General features: G+C 67.3%; 20 protein-coding genes. 9 read left to right on the top strand and 11 right to left on the bottom strand.

Annotated elements, in window-relative coordinates:
- Positions 1 to 25: 25 nt before the first annotated feature.
- Together ACTJLD_RS07530 and argG are read left to right on the top strand one after the other, a co-directional pair.
- On the top strand, positions 26 to 1096 hold the full coding sequence (locus tag ACTJLD_RS07530; RefSeq protein WP_060195005.1) for an FUSC family protein: 1071 nt from the start codon (positions 26 to 28) through the stop codon (positions 1094 to 1096).
- Between the two features lie 327 nt (positions 1097 to 1423).
- Positions 1424 to 2758, top strand: a complete 1335-nt coding sequence (argG, locus tag ACTJLD_RS07535) for an argininosuccinate synthase (protein WP_021157353.1) — start codon at positions 1424 to 1426, stop codon at positions 2756 to 2758.
- 68 nt (positions 2759 to 2826) lie between these two features.
- Here argG and ACTJLD_RS07540 read toward each other — a convergent pair whose 3' ends face one another.
- On the bottom strand, positions 2827 to 3480 hold the full coding sequence (locus ACTJLD_RS07540; protein ID WP_440658440.1) for an Imm5 family immunity protein: 654 nt from the start codon (positions 3478 to 3480) through the stop codon (positions 2827 to 2829).
- A 224-nt stretch (positions 3481 to 3704) separates the two neighbouring features.
- Between ACTJLD_RS07540 and ACTJLD_RS07545 the strand changes: the two genes are divergently transcribed.
- Together ACTJLD_RS07545 and ACTJLD_RS07550 are read left to right on the top strand one after the other, a co-directional pair.
- Positions 3705 to 4202, top strand: a complete 498-nt coding sequence (locus tag ACTJLD_RS07545; protein ID WP_060083354.1) for a hypothetical protein — start codon at positions 3705 to 3707, stop codon at positions 4200 to 4202.
- Positions 4203 to 4226: 24 nt separating this feature from the next.
- A complete protein-coding gene (locus ACTJLD_RS07550) occupies positions 4227 to 4361 on the top strand; it encodes a polysaccharide lyase family 7 protein (RefSeq protein WP_226161207.1) in 135 nt (44 codons plus the stop codon).
- A 102-nt stretch (positions 4362 to 4463) separates the two neighbouring features.
- Here the strand turns inward: ACTJLD_RS07550 and ACTJLD_RS07555 are convergent, their stop codons facing one another.
- A complete protein-coding gene (locus tag ACTJLD_RS07555; protein WP_175757126.1) occupies positions 4464 to 5774 on the bottom strand; it encodes an MFS transporter in 1311 nt (436 codons plus the stop codon).
- Between the two features lie 218 nt (positions 5775 to 5992).
- Positions 5993 to 7075: a tartrate dehydrogenase gene (locus tag ACTJLD_RS07560; RefSeq protein ID WP_440658442.1), complete on the bottom strand. Its 1083-nt coding sequence runs from the start codon at positions 7073 to 7075 to the stop codon at positions 5993 to 5995.
- Positions 7076 to 7183: 108 nt separating this feature from the next.
- On the opposite strand from ACTJLD_RS07560, the gene ACTJLD_RS07565 reads away from it, so the two are divergent.
- A complete protein-coding gene (locus tag ACTJLD_RS07565) occupies positions 7184 to 8116 on the top strand; it encodes a LysR substrate-binding domain-containing protein (RefSeq protein ID WP_027790933.1) in 933 nt (310 codons plus the stop codon).
- A gap of 244 nt (positions 8117 to 8360) precedes the next feature.
- Here ACTJLD_RS07565 and ACTJLD_RS07570 read toward each other — a convergent pair whose 3' ends face one another.
- From ACTJLD_RS07570 to ACTJLD_RS07580, 3 genes are all read right to left on the bottom strand, one after another.
- Positions 8361 to 9353, bottom strand: coding sequence for a LysR family transcriptional regulator (locus ACTJLD_RS07570; RefSeq protein ID WP_027790932.1), 993 nt, complete (start codon positions 9351 to 9353; stop codon positions 8361 to 8363).
- 99 nt (positions 9354 to 9452) lie between these two features.
- Positions 9453 to 9872, bottom strand: coding sequence for a hypothetical protein (locus ACTJLD_RS07575; RefSeq protein ID WP_060173064.1), 420 nt, complete (start codon positions 9870 to 9872; stop codon positions 9453 to 9455).
- A gap of 122 nt (positions 9873 to 9994) precedes the next feature.
- Positions 9995 to 10795, bottom strand: a complete 801-nt coding sequence (locus tag ACTJLD_RS07580) for an AraC family transcriptional regulator (protein ID WP_042973320.1) — start codon at positions 10793 to 10795, stop codon at positions 9995 to 9997.
- Positions 10796 to 10989: 194 nt separating this feature from the next.
- Here ACTJLD_RS07580 and ACTJLD_RS07585 point away from each other — a divergent pair, with 194 nt between their 5' ends.
- The gene (locus ACTJLD_RS07585; RefSeq protein WP_027790929.1) at positions 10990 to 11616 is read left to right on the top strand and encodes a LysE family translocator; all 627 of its coding nucleotides are present in this window, start codon (positions 10990 to 10992) and stop codon (positions 11614 to 11616) included.
- Positions 11617 to 11629: 13 nt separating this feature from the next.
- On the top strand, positions 11630 to 12394 hold the full coding sequence (locus ACTJLD_RS07590; protein WP_124534992.1) for a class I SAM-dependent methyltransferase: 765 nt from the start codon (positions 11630 to 11632) through the stop codon (positions 12392 to 12394).
- Positions 12395 to 12413: 19 nt separating this feature from the next.
- On the opposite strand, the gene ACTJLD_RS07595 is transcribed toward ACTJLD_RS07590, so the two are convergent.
- The 4 genes from ACTJLD_RS07595 to ACTJLD_RS07610 form a co-directional block, all read right to left on the bottom strand.
- On the bottom strand, positions 12414 to 13103 hold the full coding sequence (locus tag ACTJLD_RS07595) for a DUF2848 domain-containing protein (RefSeq protein WP_060083348.1): 690 nt from the start codon (positions 13101 to 13103) through the stop codon (positions 12414 to 12416).
- 71 nt (positions 13104 to 13174) lie between these two features.
- A complete protein-coding gene (locus ACTJLD_RS07600) occupies positions 13175 to 13561 on the bottom strand; it encodes a hypothetical protein (RefSeq protein ID WP_048022440.1) in 387 nt (128 codons plus the stop codon).
- Between the two features lie 48 nt (positions 13562 to 13609).
- Positions 13610 to 15088, bottom strand: coding sequence for a 4-hydroxyphenylacetate 3-hydroxylase family protein (locus ACTJLD_RS07605; protein WP_048022441.1), 1479 nt, complete (start codon positions 15086 to 15088; stop codon positions 13610 to 13612).
- 36 nt (positions 15089 to 15124) lie between these two features.
- The gene (locus tag ACTJLD_RS07610; protein ID WP_060208189.1) at positions 15125 to 15652 is read right to left on the bottom strand and encodes a flavin reductase family protein; all 528 of its coding nucleotides are present in this window, start codon (positions 15650 to 15652) and stop codon (positions 15125 to 15127) included.
- Positions 15653 to 15928: 276 nt separating this feature from the next.
- On the opposite strand from ACTJLD_RS07610, the gene ACTJLD_RS07615 reads away from it, so the two are divergent.
- Positions 15929 to 17140, top strand: a complete 1212-nt coding sequence (locus ACTJLD_RS07615) for an IscS subfamily cysteine desulfurase (RefSeq protein WP_048022443.1) — start codon at positions 15929 to 15931, stop codon at positions 17138 to 17140.
- A 14-nt stretch (positions 17141 to 17154) separates the two neighbouring features.
- On the opposite strand, the gene ACTJLD_RS07620 is transcribed toward ACTJLD_RS07615, so the two are convergent.
- Positions 17155 to 17697 (bottom strand): MarR family winged helix-turn-helix transcriptional regulator, encoded by a 543-nt coding sequence (locus ACTJLD_RS07620; RefSeq protein ID WP_440658445.1) that lies wholly within the window; start codon positions 17695 to 17697, stop codon positions 17155 to 17157.
- Positions 17698 to 17825: 128 nt separating this feature from the next.
- Between ACTJLD_RS07620 and ACTJLD_RS07625 the strand changes: the two genes are divergently transcribed.
- Positions 17826 to 18416: a nuclear transport factor 2 family protein gene (locus ACTJLD_RS07625; protein ID WP_440658446.1), complete on the top strand. Its 591-nt coding sequence runs from the start codon at positions 17826 to 17828 to the stop codon at positions 18414 to 18416.
- Positions 18417 to 18432: the final 16 nt, after the last annotated feature.

Consider the following 18432-nt stretch of genomic DNA (forward strand, 5'->3'; position numbering starts at 1 on the left):
GCGTTCCGGCCACTCCAGCTCCGCCATGACCACCCCGTTCCCTGCCCGGCTGCCGCCGCTCCTGCGCAACGCGCTCCGCCCGCTGCTCGACCCGTACCGCCGCTACCGGCACGCGAAGCTGATCCATGCGGCGCGCGTCGCGCTCGCGATTCTCGTGTCGATCGCGCTGTCCACCGGCCTGAACGTGCCGCACGGCGAGTGGTCGACGATTACCGTGCTGATCGTCGTCGGCGGGCTGCAGCATCACGGCAACATCCGCAAGAAGGCAGCCGAGCGCGCGCTCGGCACGTCGATCGGCGCGCTCGCGGGGCTCGGGCTGATCCTGCTGTATTCCGCCGCGCACGCACCGATCGCGATCTACCTGCTGATGGCGCTCGCGTGCGGCATCTGCGCGTATCACGCGATCGGCAAGGCCGGCTATATCGCGCTGCTGTCGGCGATCACGATGGTGATCGTCGCCGGGCACGGCGACAACGAGATCGTCGACGGCCTGTGGCGCGCGGTGAACGTGCTGATCGGCATCGCGATCGCGCTGGCGTTCTCGTTCGCGCTGCCGCTCTATGCGACCTACTCGTGGCGCTACAAGCTCGCCGACGCGCTGCGCGCGTGCGCGGCCGTGCATGCGCGGGTCGCGGGCGACCGCCAGGTGAGCGACGACGCGCACCTGAAGGAAATGGCCGCGCTGAGCGCGCTGCTCGTGCAGCTGCGTTCGCTGATGCCGTCGGTGTCGAAGGAATGCGAGACGTCGATGACGCAGCTCGAGGCGATCCAGCGCAGCCTGCGCCTGTGCATCGGCTATCTGGAGATCCTGTCGAGCGCGGTGCCGGCCCGCGACGACGTCGCGGCCCGCGAATACATGCGCGTCGACATGAAGGCCGTGAACCGGCGCATCCGCGATACGCTGGTCGGCGCGAGCCGCGCGCTCAAGTTCGGCACGCCGAGCCGGCTCGCGCCGCGCCGCCGGCCGGCCGACCCACCGCACGGCGCACCGCCGCCGCAGCTGTCGGGCTACGTGTCGATCACGGCCAAGCTGGCCGTGGAAGTCGACCAGTTGCGCGAGAAGCTGCTCGACACCGCGCAGTCGTGGAACATCTGACGCTCGCGGGCATCCGGGCGTCACGCCCTACCTTTCATATTCCTTTCGGATCGGCGCACCGGCATCCTGACCGCTGCAGCCCCGCCATTCGGCCGATCCGGCCCCGGAAACACGGCCGGCGTCCGGGCTCATCGGCGCCTGATTTGCCGTGATTTCGCGCCGCCCCGGGCGGCGTTCTCTACCCGGTTAACCGCCCGTCAGGCCCGCCGCGACAGGCCCGGCGACGGTTCCGGATGAAAATCAACCCTTGCCCCAACCTCCCGGACAGCCGATACTCGCATATTCCGCGAAATACGATCCCACCGGCTTCAATCCACGGTAATTCCTATGAGCACGATTCTCGAAAGCCTCCCGACCGGCCAGAAGGTCGGTATCGCCTTCTCCGGCGGCCTGGACACCAGCGCAGCGCTGCACTGGATGAAACTCAAGGGCGCCGTCCCGTACGCATACACGGCGAACCTCGGCCAGCCCGACGAAGACGATTACGACGCGATCCCGAAACGCGCGATCGAATACGGCGCAGCCGGCGCCCGCCTGATCGACTGCCGCGCGCAGCTCGTCGCAGAAGGCATCGCGGCGCTGCAAAGCGGCGCGTTCCACATCACGACGGCCGGCGTCACGTACTTCAACACCACGCCGATCGGCCGCGCCGTGACGGGCACGATGCTCGTCGCCGCGATGAAGGAAGACGGCGTCAACATCTGGGGCGACGGCAGCACGTACAAGGGCAACGACATCGAGCGCTTCTACCGCTACGGCCTGCTCGTGAACCCGGATCTGAAGATCTACAAGCCGTGGCTCGACCAGACGTTCATCGACGAGCTCGGCGGTCGTGCCGAAATGTCCGAATTCATGAACCAGGCCGGCTTCGCGTACAAGATGTCGGCCGAGAAGGCCTACTCGACCGATTCGAACCTGCTCGGCGCGACGCACGAAGCGAAGGATCTCGAAAGCCTCGAGAGCGGCATCAAGATCGTGAACCCGATCATGGGCGTCGCGTTCTGGCGCGACGACGTGAAGATCGCCGCGGAAGAAGTGACGGTGCGCTTCGAAGCCGGCCAGCCGGTCGCGCTGAACGGCGTCGAGTTCACCGACCCGGTCGAGCTGCTGCTGGAAGCGAACCGCATCGGCGGCCGTCACGGCCTCGGCATGAGCGACCAGATCGAAAACCGGATCATCGAGGCGAAGAGCCGCGGCATCTACGAAGCCCCGGGCCTCGCGCTGCTGTACATCGCGTACGAGCGTCTCGTCACCGGCATCCACAACGAAGACACGATCGAGCAGTATCGCGAGAACGGCCGCCGTCTCGGCCGCCTGCTGTACCAGGGCCGCTGGTTCGACCCGCAGGCGATCATGCTGCGTGAAACGGCCCAGCGCTGGGTCGCGCGCGCGATCACCGGCGAAGTGAAGATCGAACTGCGCCGCGGCAACGACTACTCGATCCTGAGCACGAAGTCGCCGAACCTCACGTACCAGCCGGAACGCCTGTCGATGGAGAAGGTGGCATCGACGTTCTCGCCGCGCGACCGGATCGGCCAGCTGACGATGCGCAACCTCGACATCACCGATACGCGCGACAAGCTGCGCGTGTATTCGCAAGTCGGGCTGCTGACGCCGGGCGAAGCATCGGCGCTGCCGCAGATCAAGGGCGACGACAAGTAAGTCGCCTGACGCCGCTCGCGGGCCGGTCGATTTCCGACACACCCGTGAGCGGCCGGCTTGGTCACCGGTCAGACGCTCTGCTCCGGGTTCGGCTGTACCCGTTTGACCGGCAACGGCGCGAGAACATCCCACGCCCGAGGGATCGCGCTCTCCAGATACCATCGCCAATACGATCGGCGACTTGCATCACCTCCCTTCTCCTCCCACACGGCACTGCCGGAAAGCGCCAGCGTCCCGTAATAGCCGACATCCCAATCGTCCGGAAACACGCTTTTTTCGTTTTCGCCGACCACATCGAAATTCGTGTCGTACAAGATCGTATTGATCGCCGCGAAAACGGTCATGTCGGCATAAACCGGGACAAACGCCGCTTCGCCATGCCCAAACAGATCGATGACCTGGGTGTGGTACGCGCCATTGTCTCTTTCCAGACAGACCAGGTCATACTTTCCGGCCAGCGCGTCAGCGCCGTTCGCCAACATGGCCCGTGCTGCCGTCAGCACGCTCGCGTACGGATTCAGCCAGTCGATCGCCTCTTCGGCGCACAGCATCGCCAACCGCGCGCGGCGCAAGTATCCGGCGTCGACATGTTCGTCAGACGACAATGCCTCGATCAACCGAAGCAGTTCCCTTCGCACAGCTGCCGGCAGCTCCCCGTCGGGCGTAATTGCCGACAGGGCCGTCGACAACGCATCTGTCAACGCTTGCGGAATATTCGTCATCTACTCAGATTCACAATAAGGACAATACGGCGCACGTCACTTTCGGCACGCCCGCCTTGAGCGACACGCGTGCGAATTCCCGCACGCGGCCCACCCAGCGCGACACGCATCTTACTGACCAAACGCGCGCCGATCCATCGCGATCACTGGCGCCGTTCGGCACTGCACTGCACCGCCGCGCCAGTCATGGCAAGCTGCGAGTCGTTCGATTTCTTCGTTGACCCATGACCACCCTGACCGTCATCCACCTGAACGGCCCGATCAACAGCGGCAAGACGACGATCGGTCTCGCGCTGGCTCGCGTGCTGCCCGACGCGCGCTTCATCGACGGCGACGATCACGATGCGCCCGAAGACGCACCGTTCGACGTGCAGTGGGCAATTGCGCTCGAGCGTCTCGTCACGCAGATCGCGAACGCGCGCGAGCGTCATCTGGTCATCGCCTATCCGATCGGCGACACGGAATTCGGGCGGCTGCGCGCCGCCTGCGAGGCGCGCGATGCACGGTTGTTCGTCGTGACGCTTGCGCCGCCCGAAGCGATCGCGTCGTCGAATCGCGGCTCGCGCGCGCTGACGGACTGGGAGCGGAGCCGGATCGCCGAGATGTATCGCGAAGGCTATGCGTCGCGGCCATTCAGCCAGATGGTGCTCGATACGTCGGACGCGGCGCCCGACGCCTGTGCGGCGCGTATCGCGCGGCGCATCGCAGCGACGGAGTCGTAGAACGGCACGACCAGGAGCTTCACGATGGATTCGAGCTTCGACGGCGAGCGCTTCTACTTCAAGGCTGGCGACTACGACCAGACGGCCGTGTCCGGCACGCCGCTGACGACGCCCGGCACGGTTGTGAAGTTCCATGCGCCGACGCTCACGCACAGCTGATCGTGCCTCTCGATGCATGAAGCCATGTTGCGCAACGCGCAACATGAAGCCGGGCGTGCTCGCGATACGCGCCTGCCCGGTGTCCCGGCCCACCGGCCGCGCCTACGAGTGATGCCGCACGCCCGGCACGGCCGCTTCCCTCGCACCCTTGCGGCTCAGCATCAGCGTGACGACCGCCGACACCGCGAGCGTGCCCGCCACCACGTAGAGCCCTGCGGCATAGCCGCCCGTCACGTGCTTCAGCCAGCCGATCGCGAACGGCCCGACGAACCCGCCGAGGTTGCCGATCGAGTTGATCATCGCGATGCCGGCCGCCGCGCCGGCGCCCGACAGGAATGCGCTCGGCATCGCCCACAGCGGCGCCTTCGCGGCACTGATCCCGATGTTGACGACGACCAGCGCGAGCACGGTGAGCAGCGCGGTGCCCGCCTGCCCCGCAAACACGAAGCCGATGCACGCGAGCACGCACGGAATCACGACGTGCCAGGTGCGCTCGCCGCCGCGATCCGAATGCCGCGCCCAGGCGATCATCGCGACGACCGCGGCGATGCTCGGAATGCCGGTGAGCAGGCCCGTCTGCAGCGCGGTGAAGCCGAACTGCTTGACCATCAACGGCGCCCACAGGCCGAGCGTGTACAGCCCCGCCGACGTGCCGAAATAGATCAGCGCAAGCGCCAGCACACGCGGATCGCGCAGCGCCTGCCACGCGCCGGCGGTATGCCCGGCATGCGTGTGGCGTGCATCGGCTTCGGCTTTCAGCTTCGCGACCAGCCAGTCGCGCTCGTCCGCCCGCAGCCATGCGGCCTTCGACGGCGAATCGGTCAGGCACCTGAGCACGACGAAGCCGAGCACGACCGCCGGCAGCGCTTCGACGATGTACAGCATCTGCCAGTCGGCGAGCCCGAACATCGGCGGCATCTGCATGATCGCGCCCGACAGCGGCGAACCGATCGCGGTCGAGATCGGCGCGGCCGCCATGAACCACGCGGCGGCCACCGCGCGCTGCTTCGCGGGAAACCACAGGCTCAGGTACAGGATGATGCCGGGGAAGAATCCGGCCTCGGCCATGCCGAGCAGGAAGCGCAGCACGTAGAAGCTCGTCGGCCCGGCCGCGAATGCGGACACCGCCGACACGATCCCCCACGTGATCATCACGCGTGCGATCCAGATGCGCGCGCCGACGCGATGCAGAATCAGGTTGGACGGCACTTCGAACAGGAAGTAGCCGATGAAGAACAGGCCGCCGCCGAACCCGAACGCGGTCGGCGACAGGCCGATCGCCTTGTTCATCGTCATCGCGGCAAAGCCGACGTTGACGCGATCGAGAAAGCTGACGAAATAAAGCAGCATCACGAACGGAATGATGCGCCACATCAGTTTCCGCGCGACGCGGGTTTCCAGATCCGCTTGCATGTGTCTCCTCCTTCGAGGTCGAGCCGTGCGCTGTCCGTGAATGCTCGCCGGCGCCGCCGCGAAACGGGCGCCGGGGCGCCCGGGTGCCCGGCTCGCGTCGGATGCGCGAGTCGCGGGCAGGAAAACGGGGGAACGATGAACGGGAGACAGCCGGTGACCGGTTGCGCACGCGCGCCGCCGCTACGTCGCGGCCCGCCCGCCCATCGCCGCCCGTGTCATCAGGCGGTGATCGCCGCGTTCGCGACACGCTCGCAGACAGCCGCCGTCACCTGCGCGGTCGTCGCGCTGCCGCCGAGATCGCGCGTGTGCAGCGACGGGTCGGACGTCACCGCCTCGATCGCCCGCATCACGCTTGCGGCGGCCTCCGCTTCGCCGAGGTGGTCGAGCAGCATCACGACCGACCAGAACGTGCCGACCGGATTCGCGAGCCCCTTGCCCATGATGTCGAACGCGGAGCCATGGATCGGCTCGAACATCGACGGATAACGGCGCTCGGGATCGATGTTGCCGGTCGGCGCGATGCCGAGGCTGCCGGCGAGCGCGGCCGCGAGATCGCTGAGGATGTCCGCGTGCAGGTTGGTCGCGACGATCGTGTCGAGCGACGCCGGCCGGTTGACCATGCGCGCGGTCGCCGCGTCGACAAGCTCCTTGTCCCACGTCACGTCGGGAAACTCCTGCGCGACCTGCTTCGCGATCTCGTCCCACATCACCATCGCGTGCCGCTGCGCGTTGCTCTTCGTGATCACGGTCAGCAGCTTGCGCGGACGCGACTGCGCGAGCCGGAACGCGAAGCGCATGATGCGTTCGACGCCGGCGCGCGTGAGGATCGACACGTCGGTCGCGGCCTCGATCGGATGGCCCTGGTGCACGCGGCCGCCGACGCCCGCATATTCGCCCTCGGAGTTCTCGCGGACGATCACCCAGTTCAGGTCGCCGGGCCCGCAGCGCTTCAGCGGCGCGTCGATACCGGGCAGGATGCGCGTCGGTCGCACGTTCGCATACTGGTCGAAGCCCTGGCAGATCTTCAGGCGCAGCCCCCACAGCGTCACGTGATCGGGCACGTCGGGGTCACCCGCCGAGCCGAACAGGATCGCGTCCTTGCCGCGCAGCGCGTCGAGGCCGTCGACCGGCATCATCGCGCCGTGCTCGCGGTAATAATCGGCGCCCCAGTCGAAATCCTCGAACTCGAACGCGAAGCGGTCGCTGCCGCGGGCCAGCGCCTCCAGCACCTGCTTGCCGGCCGGCACCACTTCCTTGCCGATCCCGTCGCCGGGAATCGTTGCGATTCGGTAGGTCTTCATGCGCACATCCTCGATTGATCGTCAGCGTGGAGGCACTTTACCGAACCAGGAGTGCAGGAACCGGTGCTAGACTCAAAGCATCTTTAACTTGAATTCATGAATCCCGTCATGGCGGATACCGTCCAGCCGGCCGATCTCGGCTTCTTCTCGACGCTCGCCGCCTCCGGCAGCCTCAGCGCGGCCGCGCGCGAACTCGGGCTGACCGCGGCGGCCGTCAGCAAGCGGCTCACGCAGATGGAACGGCGCGCGGGCGTCACGCTGGTGAACCGCACGACGCGGCGGATGATGCTGACACCGGAAGGCGACGTGTATCTCGACTACGCGCGCCGGATCCTCGACCAGATGGACGAACTCGGCGAGTTGCTCGGCAGCGCGAAGCAGCGCCCGAAGGGGTTGCTGCGCGTGAATGCGACGCTCGGTTTCGGCCGCAGCCACGTCGGCCCGGCGATTTCACGCTTCGTCGCGCGGTATCCGGAAGTGTCGGTGCAACTGCAGTTGTCGGTGATGCCGCCGCCGCTCACCGACGACGCGTTCGACGTGTGCATCCGCTTCGGCGAGCCGCCCGATTCGCGCGTCGTCGCGCGGCGGCTCGCGCCGAACCGCCGACTGCTGTGCGCGGCGCCCGCGTATCTCGCGCGGCACGGCACCCCGGGCACGCCGCACGACCTGACGCGGCACAACTGCATCGGCATCCGCCAGGGGGACGAGGGTTACGGCGTCTGGCGCCTGACGAGCGGGCGCGGCACGGCGCGTTATACGGAAGCCGTGCGGATCAACGGCAACCTGACGACGAACGACGGCGAGATCGCCGTGAAGTGGGCGCTCGACGGGCACGGGATCCTGATGCGCGCGGAATGGGATCTGCGCGACTACCTCGCCGACGGGCGTCTGGTCGTCGTGCTGCCCGATCACGAAACGCCGGGCGCCGACATTTATGCGGTGTATGCGCAGCGTCACCAGATGTCCGCGCGGATTCGGGCGTTCGTGGATTTTCTGGCGGAGGAGCTGGGGCGGTTGAGGACGGTGCAGGAAAAACCGTAAGGCCGAATCGCCCCGCACGTGGCCCCGGTTCGCTCCGCATGCGCACGGGCTTGTCTCGCCAGGGTGGGCATCAAAAGGCAAATATTCTGGCGAAACACGGCGCACGATCGCCAGAATATTTGCATCTCGATGCACCGCCCTCACCCTGCGACGCGGCTCGCGCTGCGCGCCCCTGAGCAGGCGCACATGGCCGCCGCGTTTCGCCTCGCGCACGATTGACCGCCCTTCGTTCAGCGCTCCCCGTTCACGCCACTGCGACCTGACTCCCCTCGCGATCGTTCATCTCGACGACTTCCGGCACCAGCTGTCGTGCCATGGCCCCCGCGACGGCCACGCCCTCCCGATCCCGTTCAAACCGCTCGACGATCCAGTCGACGAACGCGCGCACGCCGGGCGACACATGCGGGCGCTTCACGTACACGGCCGACACCGCGATCGCACCCGGCCGCCAGCGCGGCAGCACTTCCCGCAACCGCCCCGCGTCGATCAGCGGCTGCGCGGCGACGCGCGGCGGCTGGATCAGCCCGAGGCCATGCACGCCGCACGCCAGGTACGCCTGCTCGTCCTCCACACTGACGATCCCGTCGAGCCGCACCTTGCGCACCGCGCCATCGACGAGGAAATCGAGTTCGGCCGTACGCTGCCCCGGAACCGACGACGTGCCGACCGCACGATGCACGGCCAGATCGTCGAGCGTGCGCGGTGCGCCGTGGCGGTCGAGATACGCGGGGCTCGCGCATGTCACGCGCTCGAGCGTGCCGAGCCGGCGCGCAACGAGCGACGAATCGGGCAGTTCGCCAAGCTGGACGCTGCAGTCGATCGCGTCGCCGATGCGATCGGCCGGGCGCCCGGATACGCCCAGCGTCAGCGCCAGATCGGGGTGCCGTGCATGGAACTCGCCGAGCGCCGGCAGCACGATCGCGTCCGCGACCGCCGCCGGCAGCTCGACGCGCAGCGGCCCGCTCGGGTGCAGGGCGGCGCCGCGAATGCTGGCCTCGAGCTCGTCGACGTCGGCCGTGATGCGCACGCAGCGCCGGTAATACGCGTCGCCTTCGGGCGTCGCCCGCAGCGCGCGCGTCGTACGCACCAGCAACGGCATGCCGAGCGCCGTTTCGAGTTCCTGCACGGTCCGCGTCGCGGTGGCGCGCGAAATGCCGAGCGCCTGCGCCGCGCGCGTAAAGCTGTTCATTTCGACGATGCGCGTGAAGATGCGCATCGCGCGGATCGGATTGTCCACCGGACACCCCTGCATGTTTGCCGCATGCCGCGGCGCACGCTTGCGCGCCCGCCGTGCATGCGTATCGAGGAACGCCGCGCCGCCGGCGCGGCAGACGGTTCAGCCGTTCGCCGCCGCGGCGCCGCGCGCCGGGTCGTCGAGCAGCCGTTGCGCCAGCGCGAGTGCGTCGTCGCGGGTGGCGGCCGCGTTCAGCGGATAACCCCAGACCTTCTCGAACGCGCCCGAGAACGCGTCGAGCGCCGCGCGCCGCGCGGCGTCGGGCTCGATCGCGATCATCGCGGGGATCCATTCGTGCGACTGCGCGCGGTTGGCCTTGCTCCACTTCGCGAGCTGCTTGCGCAACTCGTGATCGTCGGCGCCGCGTTCATTGCCGGACGGCGCATCGTCGGTCAGAAGAACGAACGGTTCGCGACGCGCGAGCAATGCGTCGAGTTCGGCGATCAGGCGGGCGGGGTCGGTGTGCGTCGAACCGGTGTAACGCAACCAGACAAACGGGAATTCGGTCGTGGTGATGTGCATGTCGGCCTCCAGATGAGAACGATTCTCATTTTATGGATCGAGGCCCACGGCGTCATTTATCGTCCCGGCCAACCGCTTGCTCGATCCGGCCAATCGCGCCCGAATGGCGCGAGTCGCGCGGTTCAGCGTTGCCGGTCGGTCAGGAATTGCGTCGGCGACTTGCCGGTCGCCTTGCGGAACATCGTCACGAAGCTGCTCGCGCTCTCGTAGCCGAGATCGATCGCGATCTGGTGCACGCGGCGGCCGGTCGTCAGCATCCGCAGCGACAGCGCGACGTGCAGCCGCCGGCGCCAGTCGCCGAGGCTCATCCCGAGCTCCTTCGCCGCGAGCCGCGTCAGGCTGCGCTCGCTGATGCCCGCGCGCCGCGCGAGCTCGGCCAGCGGCGACTTGTCGGCCGGATCGGCGAGCAGATGGTCGATCAGCTTGCGCAGCCGGCGATCGGCGGGCATCGGCAGGTACAGGTCCTCGACCGGTGCGGCGACGAGTTCGTCGAGCAGCGTCGCCATCAGCCGCCCCTGCGGCCCGTCGACGTCGTACAGGTTCGGAAAGCTCGCCGCCTTCAGCAGCAGTTCGCGCAGCAGCGGCGACACCGACAGCGTGCAGCAGCGCGCGGGGAGGTCGAGGGCGGCATCCGGTTCGACCAGCACCGCGTAGAACGTCGCGCCGGCCGAGCCGCGCGCCGCGTGCGGAACGTCGCCCGGAATCCATACCGTGCATTGCGGCGGCGCGCTCCACACGCCGCCGTCGATCTCGCAATAGATGACGCCGCTCAACGTGTAGAGCAACTGCGCCTGCGGATGGCTGTGCCGCTCGAGCCGCCATTCGGGCTCGACGACCGAGCCGCCGAACACGACGAGCGGACGCGGCACGTGGAAGACTTCGTCATCCGCTGCGGGATCGGTGGTCGGAGGAAGCTGGCGCATGAACCGGTGGACGATGGAGGAAGCCGGACGCCCTGCCCGCGCGCCCTTTCGTGCTTATACCAGAAAGGCGCCGGCGCGGCCCTGCCGCCCGGACGGGTGCCCGTGCGGGGCCCGCGCGGCGTCTGCAGCCGCCTGCCGATGCGAATACAATGCCTCGATCCCCGCCGCCGCCGCACCCACCTGCCGGAGCCGTCATGTTCGACCTGACCACGCTGACCACCTTCACGGCCGTCGTCCTGGGCCTGTTCCTGATTCCCGGCCCCGCCGTGCTGCTCGTGCTGAGCCGCACCGTGCAGGGCGGCCGCAAGACCGGCATCCTGACCGGCCTCGGCGTCGCCAGCGGCGACTTCGTGCATACGCTGTTCGCGGCCGTCGGTCTGTCGGCGCTGCTGATGACGTCGGCGCTCGCGTTCAATGTCGTGAAGGTGATCGGCGCCGCGTACCTGATCTATCTCGGCGTGCGTGCGCTGCTGGAGAAGCCGTCCGATCCGTCGCTGCCGAGCGTATCGCCCGTCACCCCGCTCAAGGCGTACCTGCAGGCGATTCCCGCCGAGGTGCTGAATCCGAAGACCGCGCTGTTCTTCCTCGCGTTCATGCCGCAATTCGTGCATCCGGAACGCGGCTCGACGTTCGTGCAGTTCGCGGTGCTCGGGCTGATCTTCGTCGTGCTCAGCTCGCTCTACACGACGCTGATCGCCTGCTCGATCCGTCCGCTCGGCCGCATCGTGAAGCGGCTCACGTGGCTCACGCGCTGGCAGGGGAAGATCATCGGCTCGATCTTCATCGCGCTCGGGCTGCGCGTGGCCGTGCAGCAGCGCTGACACGCGCGGCCGCATGACGTCCGCCGCCACGCCCGCCGGCGAAGCGCTCTACACCGACCCGCGCCTCGTCGCGGTCTACGACCTGTTCAACGCGGGCGATCGGGATTTCGCGTTCTACGCGTCCGTGATCGGCGCCGCACGCCGACGCATCCTCGACCTCGGCTGCGGCACCGGCACGTTCGCGCGCCGGCTCGCGGCAGCCGGGCACGACGTCGTGGCGATCGATCCCGCACCGGCGATGATCGAATACGCCCGACGCCAGCCGGGCGCCGACGCGGTCCACTGGCTTGCGTGCGGGCTGGACGGCCTGCCGCCCGACGCGCCGCCGTTCGACGCGGTCGTGATGACCGGGCATGCGTTCCAGTGCCTGCTGACCGACGCCGAAATCGATACGACGCTGCGCGGCGCGCGGCGCGTGCTCGCCGACGGCGGCCGCTTCCTGTTCGAGACCCGCAATCCGCGCATCGCGCCGTGGCGTGCATGGACGCCGGCACATTCGGCACGCAGCGTCGAATCGCGCGAATCGGGCATCGTCGACCTGCATCATGCGGTGCGCTCCGTGGACGGCGCGATCGTCACGTTCGACACGCACTACCGCTTCCGCCGCGACGACACGGTGCTGACGAACACGAGCCGGCTGCGCTTCATCACTCAACCCGACTTGCGGGAGCGCGTGATCGCGGCCGGATTCTCGTCGGCCGAGTGGTACGGCGACTGGCAGCACGCACCGTTCGACGCTGCGACCAGCGCGGAGATCATCGCGATCTGCCGCGCGTGAGTGCGCGTTCCCGGTCGCGTCAGCCCGCCACCGGCAGCGTGTCCACCGCATACACATGCCGCAGCGTGCGGCCCAGCACCGGATCGTCCAGCTCGACCTCGAACCGCTCGGCCGGCCGGATGCCGCCGATCGCCGCCAGCGTGCCGCACAGCATCGCGGTGCCGTCGACGAAGCGGCCGTCGTGGCGCGCGAACTGCGCGAGCAGGTCGTCCGGTGCGCGCATCGTGCTCACCTTGCCTTCCTGGTACAGCACGCGCTCGCCGTCGATCGTCGCGTAGGCGCGCAGCACGAGCTGATCCCAGTGCCCGGCCACGTCGTCGAGCTTCCACAGCGTGTTCGCGCACGGCTTGCCGCACATCTGCTTCGACACCGTGATCCCGTACGTCTCGACCTCCCGGTCGGTGTGGTCGGACGCGATGCCGACGAACGTCTCGCCGCCGTCGCGCACCAGCACGAATTCCGCTTCGCCGCTGCTCTGCCCGCCCGACACCTGGATTGCGGGCGACGGATCGAGGCGGTCGGCCGCGACGCGGTAGAACACGGGCGTCGTCGCCGGGCGCTTGACGCCCAGTTCCTCCAGCTCGCGGATGTGCTTCTCCATGGCAGCCGTGTCGCGGCCGGTCCAGCCCGCGATCACGAGCGTGTCGATCGCGATCGCGCGCTCGGTGCGGCCGTCGCGACCGTCGATCGCAAACGTGATGGTTTTCATCGAATGCTCCTCGTAGCGGGCAGCGCACGCGCGATGCGGCGCCGCCCGCGATGTGTCGTGAATGGCCGGGCTCAGGCCGGGTCGTAATAGTGGATCTCCAGCAGCACGCAGCCGCCGTTCGACTTGAACGGGCCGTGCCATGCGCCGGGCGGGCGCACCGCATACGTGTAGCCCTTGAACGGCGTGCCGCCGTTACCGTGTTCGTCGTTGCCGACGGTCAGGTCGCCTTCGACGAGAAACACCTCTTCCCAGTAGTCGTGCACGAACGGCTTCTTCGTATGCAGCCCGGCCGGCAGGCGCAGCAAGCGCGTGCGGCTGCCGCGCTTCCGCTCGGTGTCGAGCGCGCCGGACAGGATCAGTTCCTGCGCGCCGGAGGCCGGGTCATAGCCTTCCGGCAGTTGCCAGTCGCGCTGCATGTCCAGCGTATGGAATTCGTCGTGAAGCTTGTTGATGGCCATCTGTCTCTCCTGTGGCGATAGCGGATGAGTCGAACGCGACGCGGCGCGTCAGGCGGCGTGCGGCGTCGACAGCTCCTGGTTCAGCGAATAGCTGCCGAGCATCGAATCGACGAGATGCGACGCACGCTGCCAGTCGTACGTGCGATACGCATGCCCTTTCGTGACGAACGACGCGCCGGCGTAGAACAGTTCGTACTGGTTGTGGCGCGACGCGAATTCGGAGCCGACCGCATCCCACGCGAGCTTGAAGAACTTCACGCGCTCCTCGGACGAGCACACCGGCGACTTCTGCGTCTTCTCGATGATGCGCAGCAGGTCGGGGTTCTCGAAATCGCGCACGCTGGACGGCAGCATGATCATTCCGCCGCCGGCGAGCTCGCGCAGCGTGTTGAGCACCTTCGAATAGAGCTGCTGCGTGACGACCTGCGAGCCGTACAGCATGTTGCGATCGGGCACGTAGAAGCCGTTGACGACGGTGCCCTTCGCTTCCATCCCGTAGACCCACGCCTCGACCATCGACGCTTCGGCCGCGAGCTGGCCCAGCGTTTCGCGCACCTGCGGGAACGCATTCGTGCCGTTGACCTCGGAGATCTTCAGGCCGAGCCCGACGAGGAAGCGCAGCTTCGTCATCAGGCGCACCTGGCATTGGTAGTTCTGGTACACGTGCGCGGGCGTCGCGTGGAATTGCTTCGCGCACATCGCCGTGTTGCCGGCAACGAAGATCCGTTCCCACGGCACCTTCACGTCGTCGAAATACAGCACCGCGTCGTTCTCGTCGAAGCGGCTCGACAGCGGGTTGTCGAACACCGATGTCGCGTTCTCCTCGTACGACTTGCGCGACAGGATCTTCATCCCCTTCGCGTTCATCGGCACCGCGAACGACAGCGCATACATCTCGTCGCCCTCGCGCAGCGGCTGGATGCAGCTGCAGAACACCTCGTTCGCCATGATTCCGCTCGTCGCGAGCATCTTCGCGCCGCGCACCGTGATGCCTTCGGCATCCTGATCGACGATGCCGACCGCGAGGTACTTGTCCTCCTGCTCGTGCGCGGCCTTCGACTGGTTCGCCTGCGGATTCACGATCACGTAGGTCAGGAACAGGTCGTTGTCGCGTGCGTAACGGTAGTAGTCGCGCAGCGCGCCCGCCCGAGCCGGATCGTATTGCTCGAACACGTCGGCGCCCATCACCATGCCGGCAAGACAGGACGCGACGTGATCCGGCGAGCGGCCCATGAAGCCGTAATGCAGTTCCGACCATGCTTCCAGCGCGGCACGGCGTTCGACGAGTTCGTCGTAAGAGGTCGGCAGTTGCCAGATCCGGCTGACGCGGTTGCCCGAGTCGGGCGACACGAACGTCATCTTCTCGACGTTCTCGTCACGCGCCTGGTAGTCGTACAGGCTCGCGTAGCTGCGGATCGAATTGCGGAATGCCGCATGCGCGGTCACGTCGCCGACCGGCTGGCCGTTCAGGTAGACCTGCCGCCCGTCGCGCAGCGACGCGATGTGCTGGGTTCCGTTCTTGATCATGATGTCCTCCTGGGTGGAATGAAACGTGGATTGCATTCAGGCAGACGGCGCGTGCATGCCGTCGAGCGTGCGATAGCGGCCGCCGAAGAAGATCAGCGGGCGCCCTTCCGAGCGCGCGCGGTGCCGCGTCACGCGGCCGACGAAGATCACGTGATCGCCGCCGTCGTACTGCGCGTAGGGCTCGCATTCGAACGTCGCGAGCGCGTCGGGCAGCAGCACCGCGCCGTCGTCATCGGCCGCGCCGGCACGCCAGCCCCATTTGTCGCCGTTCGCTTTCGCGAAGCAGTTCGACAGGTGCTGTTGCGTCTCGTCGAGCACGTTGACCGCATAGCCGCCCGCGCCGGCCAGGTCGCCGAGGCTCAGGCTCCGACGGTCGACCGAAAACAGGATCAGCGGCGGGTCCAGCGACACCGAATTGAACGACGCGACCGTGATACCGATCGGCGCCCCCTCCTTGCGGGGGGCGGTAATCACCGCGACGCCCGTCGCGAACATCGACAGCGCGGCGCGAAAGCGCCGCTGCGCGTCGCCCCCCGCACCGGTTCCGGCATGGTTCTCGCTCATCTCGTCCTCCTTGGGTTGCATCGCCGGATTCCGCAGCGGAATCCGGCCCAACAAAGCACCGTTACTTAGCTTTGTTATTTAGCTTTTATTAAATGTAAACACAGAGGCGGGTTCAAGTTGTCGTAAACCCTGACCTAGAAAGCTTTGTTTGAAAGACAACCCTACTGGCGGGATGGGTGTTGCGCGGCGCCCGCGAATGTCCACGTACACTGCGGCTACCCTGTTCCGCGGTGCTTTCGCGCACCGCGGGAGACACCGCTTTCCGGAGCCGCATCGATGCAATCCCGTCCGATCTACATGGACTACAGCGCGACGACGCCCGTCGATCCGCGCGTGGTCGACAAAATGGTGCCGTTCCTGCACGAGCAGTTCGGCAACCCGGCTTCACGCAGCCACAGCTACGGCTGGGATGCCGAGCAGGCGGTCGAGGAAGCGCGCGCGCACGTCGCCGCGCTGCTCGGCGCCGATCCGCGCGAAATCGTGTGGACCTCCGGCGCGACCGAGGGCAACAACCTCGCGATCAAGGGCGCCGCGCACTTCTACCAGGGCAAGGGCAGGCATCTCGTCACGGTGAAGACCGAGCACAAGGCCGTGCTCGATACGTGCCGCGAGCTCGAACGCCAGGGCTTCGACGTCACGTACCTCGACGTGCGGGAAGACGGCCTGCTCGATCTCGACACGGTGCGGCAGGCGCTGCGCGCCGACACGATCCTGGTGTCGGTGATGCTCGCGAACAATGAAACGGGCGTGATCCAGCCGGTGACGGAGATCGGCGCGCTGTGCCGCGCGCGCGGCATCGTGTTCCACTGCGACGCCGTGCAGGCGGCCGGCAAGATCCCGGTCGACGTGAATGCGTTGAACGTCGACCTGCTGACGGTGACCGCGCACAAGGTCTACGGCCCGAAGGGGATCGGCGCGCTGTACGTGCGCCGCAAGCCGCGCGTGCGGATCGAAGCGCAGATGCACGGCGGCGGCCATGAGCGCGGGATGCGCTCGGGCACGCTGCCCACCCACCAGATCGTCGGGATGGGCGAGGCGTTCCGGCTCGCGAAGGAGGAGATGGCGGAGGAAAGCCGCCGCGTCGGCGCATTGCGCGACCGGTTGCTGGCCGGCCTGTCGACGCTCGACGAGGTTTACGTGAACGGCGATCTCGCCCGCCGGATTCCGCACAACCTGAACGTCAGCTTCAACTTCGTCGAAGGCGAATCGCTGATCATGGGGATCAAGGGTGTCGCGGTATCGTCAGGCTCCGCGTGCACGTCGGCATCGCTGGAGCCGTCGTACGTGCTGCGCGCGCTGGGCCGTAGCGACGAGCTCGCGCACAGCTCGATCCGCTTCACGCTCGGCCGCTTCACGACCGAAGCCGAAGTGGACAGCGTGATTGCGCAGGTGCGCGACACGGTCGGCAAGCTGCGCGCGCTGAGCCCGCTGTGGGACATGCATCTCGAAGGGGTCGACCTGAATACGATCGAGTGGGCCGCGCACTGAGTGCGGTCGAAGCGTCAGCCTTTTTCCTGGCGCGCGATCAGGTGCGCGAGATCGAGCGTCGCGCGGTCGCCGTTGGTGACGAGGCGGTCGATCACCGAGCAGAGCGCCTTGAATTCGGTCTTCGTCACGCCCTCGAACAGCACGTTGTTGATGCGCTGCTGCGTATCGGTGAGCGCCTTCAGCAGCTTCGAGCCGGCCGGCGTGACCGTGAGACGCATCTTGCGCTTGTCGTCGGGGTCCGGGCGCTTGTCGATCAGGCCGAGCTTCTTCAGCTTGCCCGTCTCGATCGTGACGAATGCGCCGCTCAGGTGCAGGTGATCGGCGAGGCGGTTGACGGTCACGACGTCGTCGTGCGAAAGATGCGAAACCGATACGAGCAGCGAATACTGGATGCCGGTGAGGCCGATCAGCGAGCCGAAGCCGTCGCGTACCGACAGCAGGCGGGCCGCAAACGGCAGCAGCCCGTTGATCAGGTGGCGAAATTCCGTGTCCGTGCCGTCGATCAGGCAGGACGGGTTGGTGATGGTCAGAACGGACTCCTCTTGCTGCTTGGCCATGACTTCGACGCTCCGTACGGTCATGCGAATTTAGCTTTGAAACGAAATTATACGGCAAAGGCACATGCGCCCCTGGCCAGGTCGGGCCGGTGCGCGTGGCCCCATTTCCCGCTACAGGAGGCTCGTCCATGCCCTTCCCGCTTCATCCCGCGTCGGTTCGCGCGCTGCTCGAATGCTATCTGCGCGCAAAGGACCTGAACCGGCCCGCGCTGATCGCCGACTGCTTCGCGGCCGATGCCGAGCTGAGCTTTTCGCTCGCGAACGACGACATCGATTTTCCGCCGCGCGTGACAGGCGCGGCCGCGATCGCACGCACCCTGGTCGAGGAATTCGGCGAGCGGTTCGAGCGGTGCCGGACCTATTACGTTTGCACGGAGCCCGAAGTCGACCCACATGGCGTCAGCAGGATGTCGTGGCTCGTCGTGATGCGGCAGAAGGACAACGGCGCGTTGCGGATCGGGCACGGCACGTATCGCTGGCAGTTCACACCCGACAGCGAAGGCGGTGCGCGGATCGCCGCGCTGCACATTTACATCGCGCGCATGGATACGATCGACGATCCGAAGTCGACGAAACTCGACGCGCTGCATGCGGCGTTCGGGTATCCGTGGCTGCCAGCGCACGCGTTCGCGCGCGGGCTGGCGGATGTCGCGGCCGCGCAGCCGGAATGGGCATTCCTGGCGTCGTTTCACGAGGCGGCGGCTGCGACGGCCGGTTGAAACACGGCCGAAGCGC

This window comes from Burkholderia sp. 22088, assembly GCF_052045915.1.
GTDB lineage: Bacteria > Pseudomonadota > Gammaproteobacteria > Burkholderiales > Burkholderiaceae > Burkholderia > Burkholderia cepacia.

Coding starts and splice junctions, on each gene's coding strand:
- ACTJLD_RS07625 (WP_440658446.1), top strand. CDS start 17,826: ATGCCCTTCCCGCTTCATCCCGCGTCGGTTCGCGCGCTGCTCGAATGC.
- ACTJLD_RS07545 (WP_060083354.1), top strand. CDS start 3,705: ATGACCACCCTGACCGTCATCCACCTGAACGGCCCGATCAACAGCGGC.
- ACTJLD_RS07585 (WP_027790929.1), top strand. CDS start 10,990: ATGTTCGACCTGACCACGCTGACCACCTTCACGGCCGTCGTCCTGGGC.
- ACTJLD_RS07610 (WP_060208189.1), bottom strand. CDS start 15,652: ATGAGCGAGAACCATGCCGGAACCGGTGCGGGGGGCGACGCGCAGCGG.
- ACTJLD_RS07560 (WP_440658442.1), bottom strand. CDS start 7,075: ATGAAGACCTACCGAATCGCAACGATTCCCGGCGACGGGATCGGCAAG.
- ACTJLD_RS07605 (WP_048022441.1), bottom strand. CDS start 15,088: ATGATCAAGAACGGAACCCAGCACATCGCGTCGCTGCGCGACGGGCGG.
- ACTJLD_RS07580 (WP_042973320.1), bottom strand. CDS start 10,795: ATGCGCCAGCTTCCTCCGACCACCGATCCCGCAGCGGATGACGAAGTC.
- ACTJLD_RS07600 (WP_048022440.1), bottom strand. CDS start 13,561: ATGGCCATCAACAAGCTTCACGACGAATTCCATACGCTGGACATGCAG.
- ACTJLD_RS07540 (WP_440658440.1), bottom strand. CDS start 3,480: ATGACGAATATTCCGCAAGCGTTGACAGATGCGTTGTCGACGGCCCTG.
- argG (WP_021157353.1), top strand. CDS start 1,424: ATGAGCACGATTCTCGAAAGCCTCCCGACCGGCCAGAAGGTCGGTATC.
- ACTJLD_RS07615 (WP_048022443.1), top strand. CDS start 15,929: ATGCAATCCCGTCCGATCTACATGGACTACAGCGCGACGACGCCCGTC.
- ACTJLD_RS07620 (WP_440658445.1), bottom strand. CDS start 17,697: ATGGCCAAGCAGCAAGAGGAGTCCGTTCTGACCATCACCAACCCGTCC.
- ACTJLD_RS07590 (WP_124534992.1), top strand. CDS start 11,630: ATGACGTCCGCCGCCACGCCCGCCGGCGAAGCGCTCTACACCGACCCG.
- ACTJLD_RS07530 (WP_060195005.1), top strand. CDS start 26: ATGACCACCCCGTTCCCTGCCCGGCTGCCGCCGCTCCTGCGCAACGCG.
- ACTJLD_RS07575 (WP_060173064.1), bottom strand. CDS start 9,872: ATGCACATCACCACGACCGAATTCCCGTTTGTCTGGTTGCGTTACACC.
- ACTJLD_RS07565 (WP_027790933.1), top strand. CDS start 7,184: ATGGCGGATACCGTCCAGCCGGCCGATCTCGGCTTCTTCTCGACGCTC.
- ACTJLD_RS07555 (WP_175757126.1), bottom strand. CDS start 5,774: ATGCAAGCGGATCTGGAAACCCGCGTCGCGCGGAAACTGATGTGGCGC.
- ACTJLD_RS07595 (WP_060083348.1), bottom strand. CDS start 13,103: ATGAAAACCATCACGTTTGCGATCGACGGTCGCGACGGCCGCACCGAG.
- ACTJLD_RS07550 (WP_226161207.1), top strand. CDS start 4,227: ATGGATTCGAGCTTCGACGGCGAGCGCTTCTACTTCAAGGCTGGCGAC.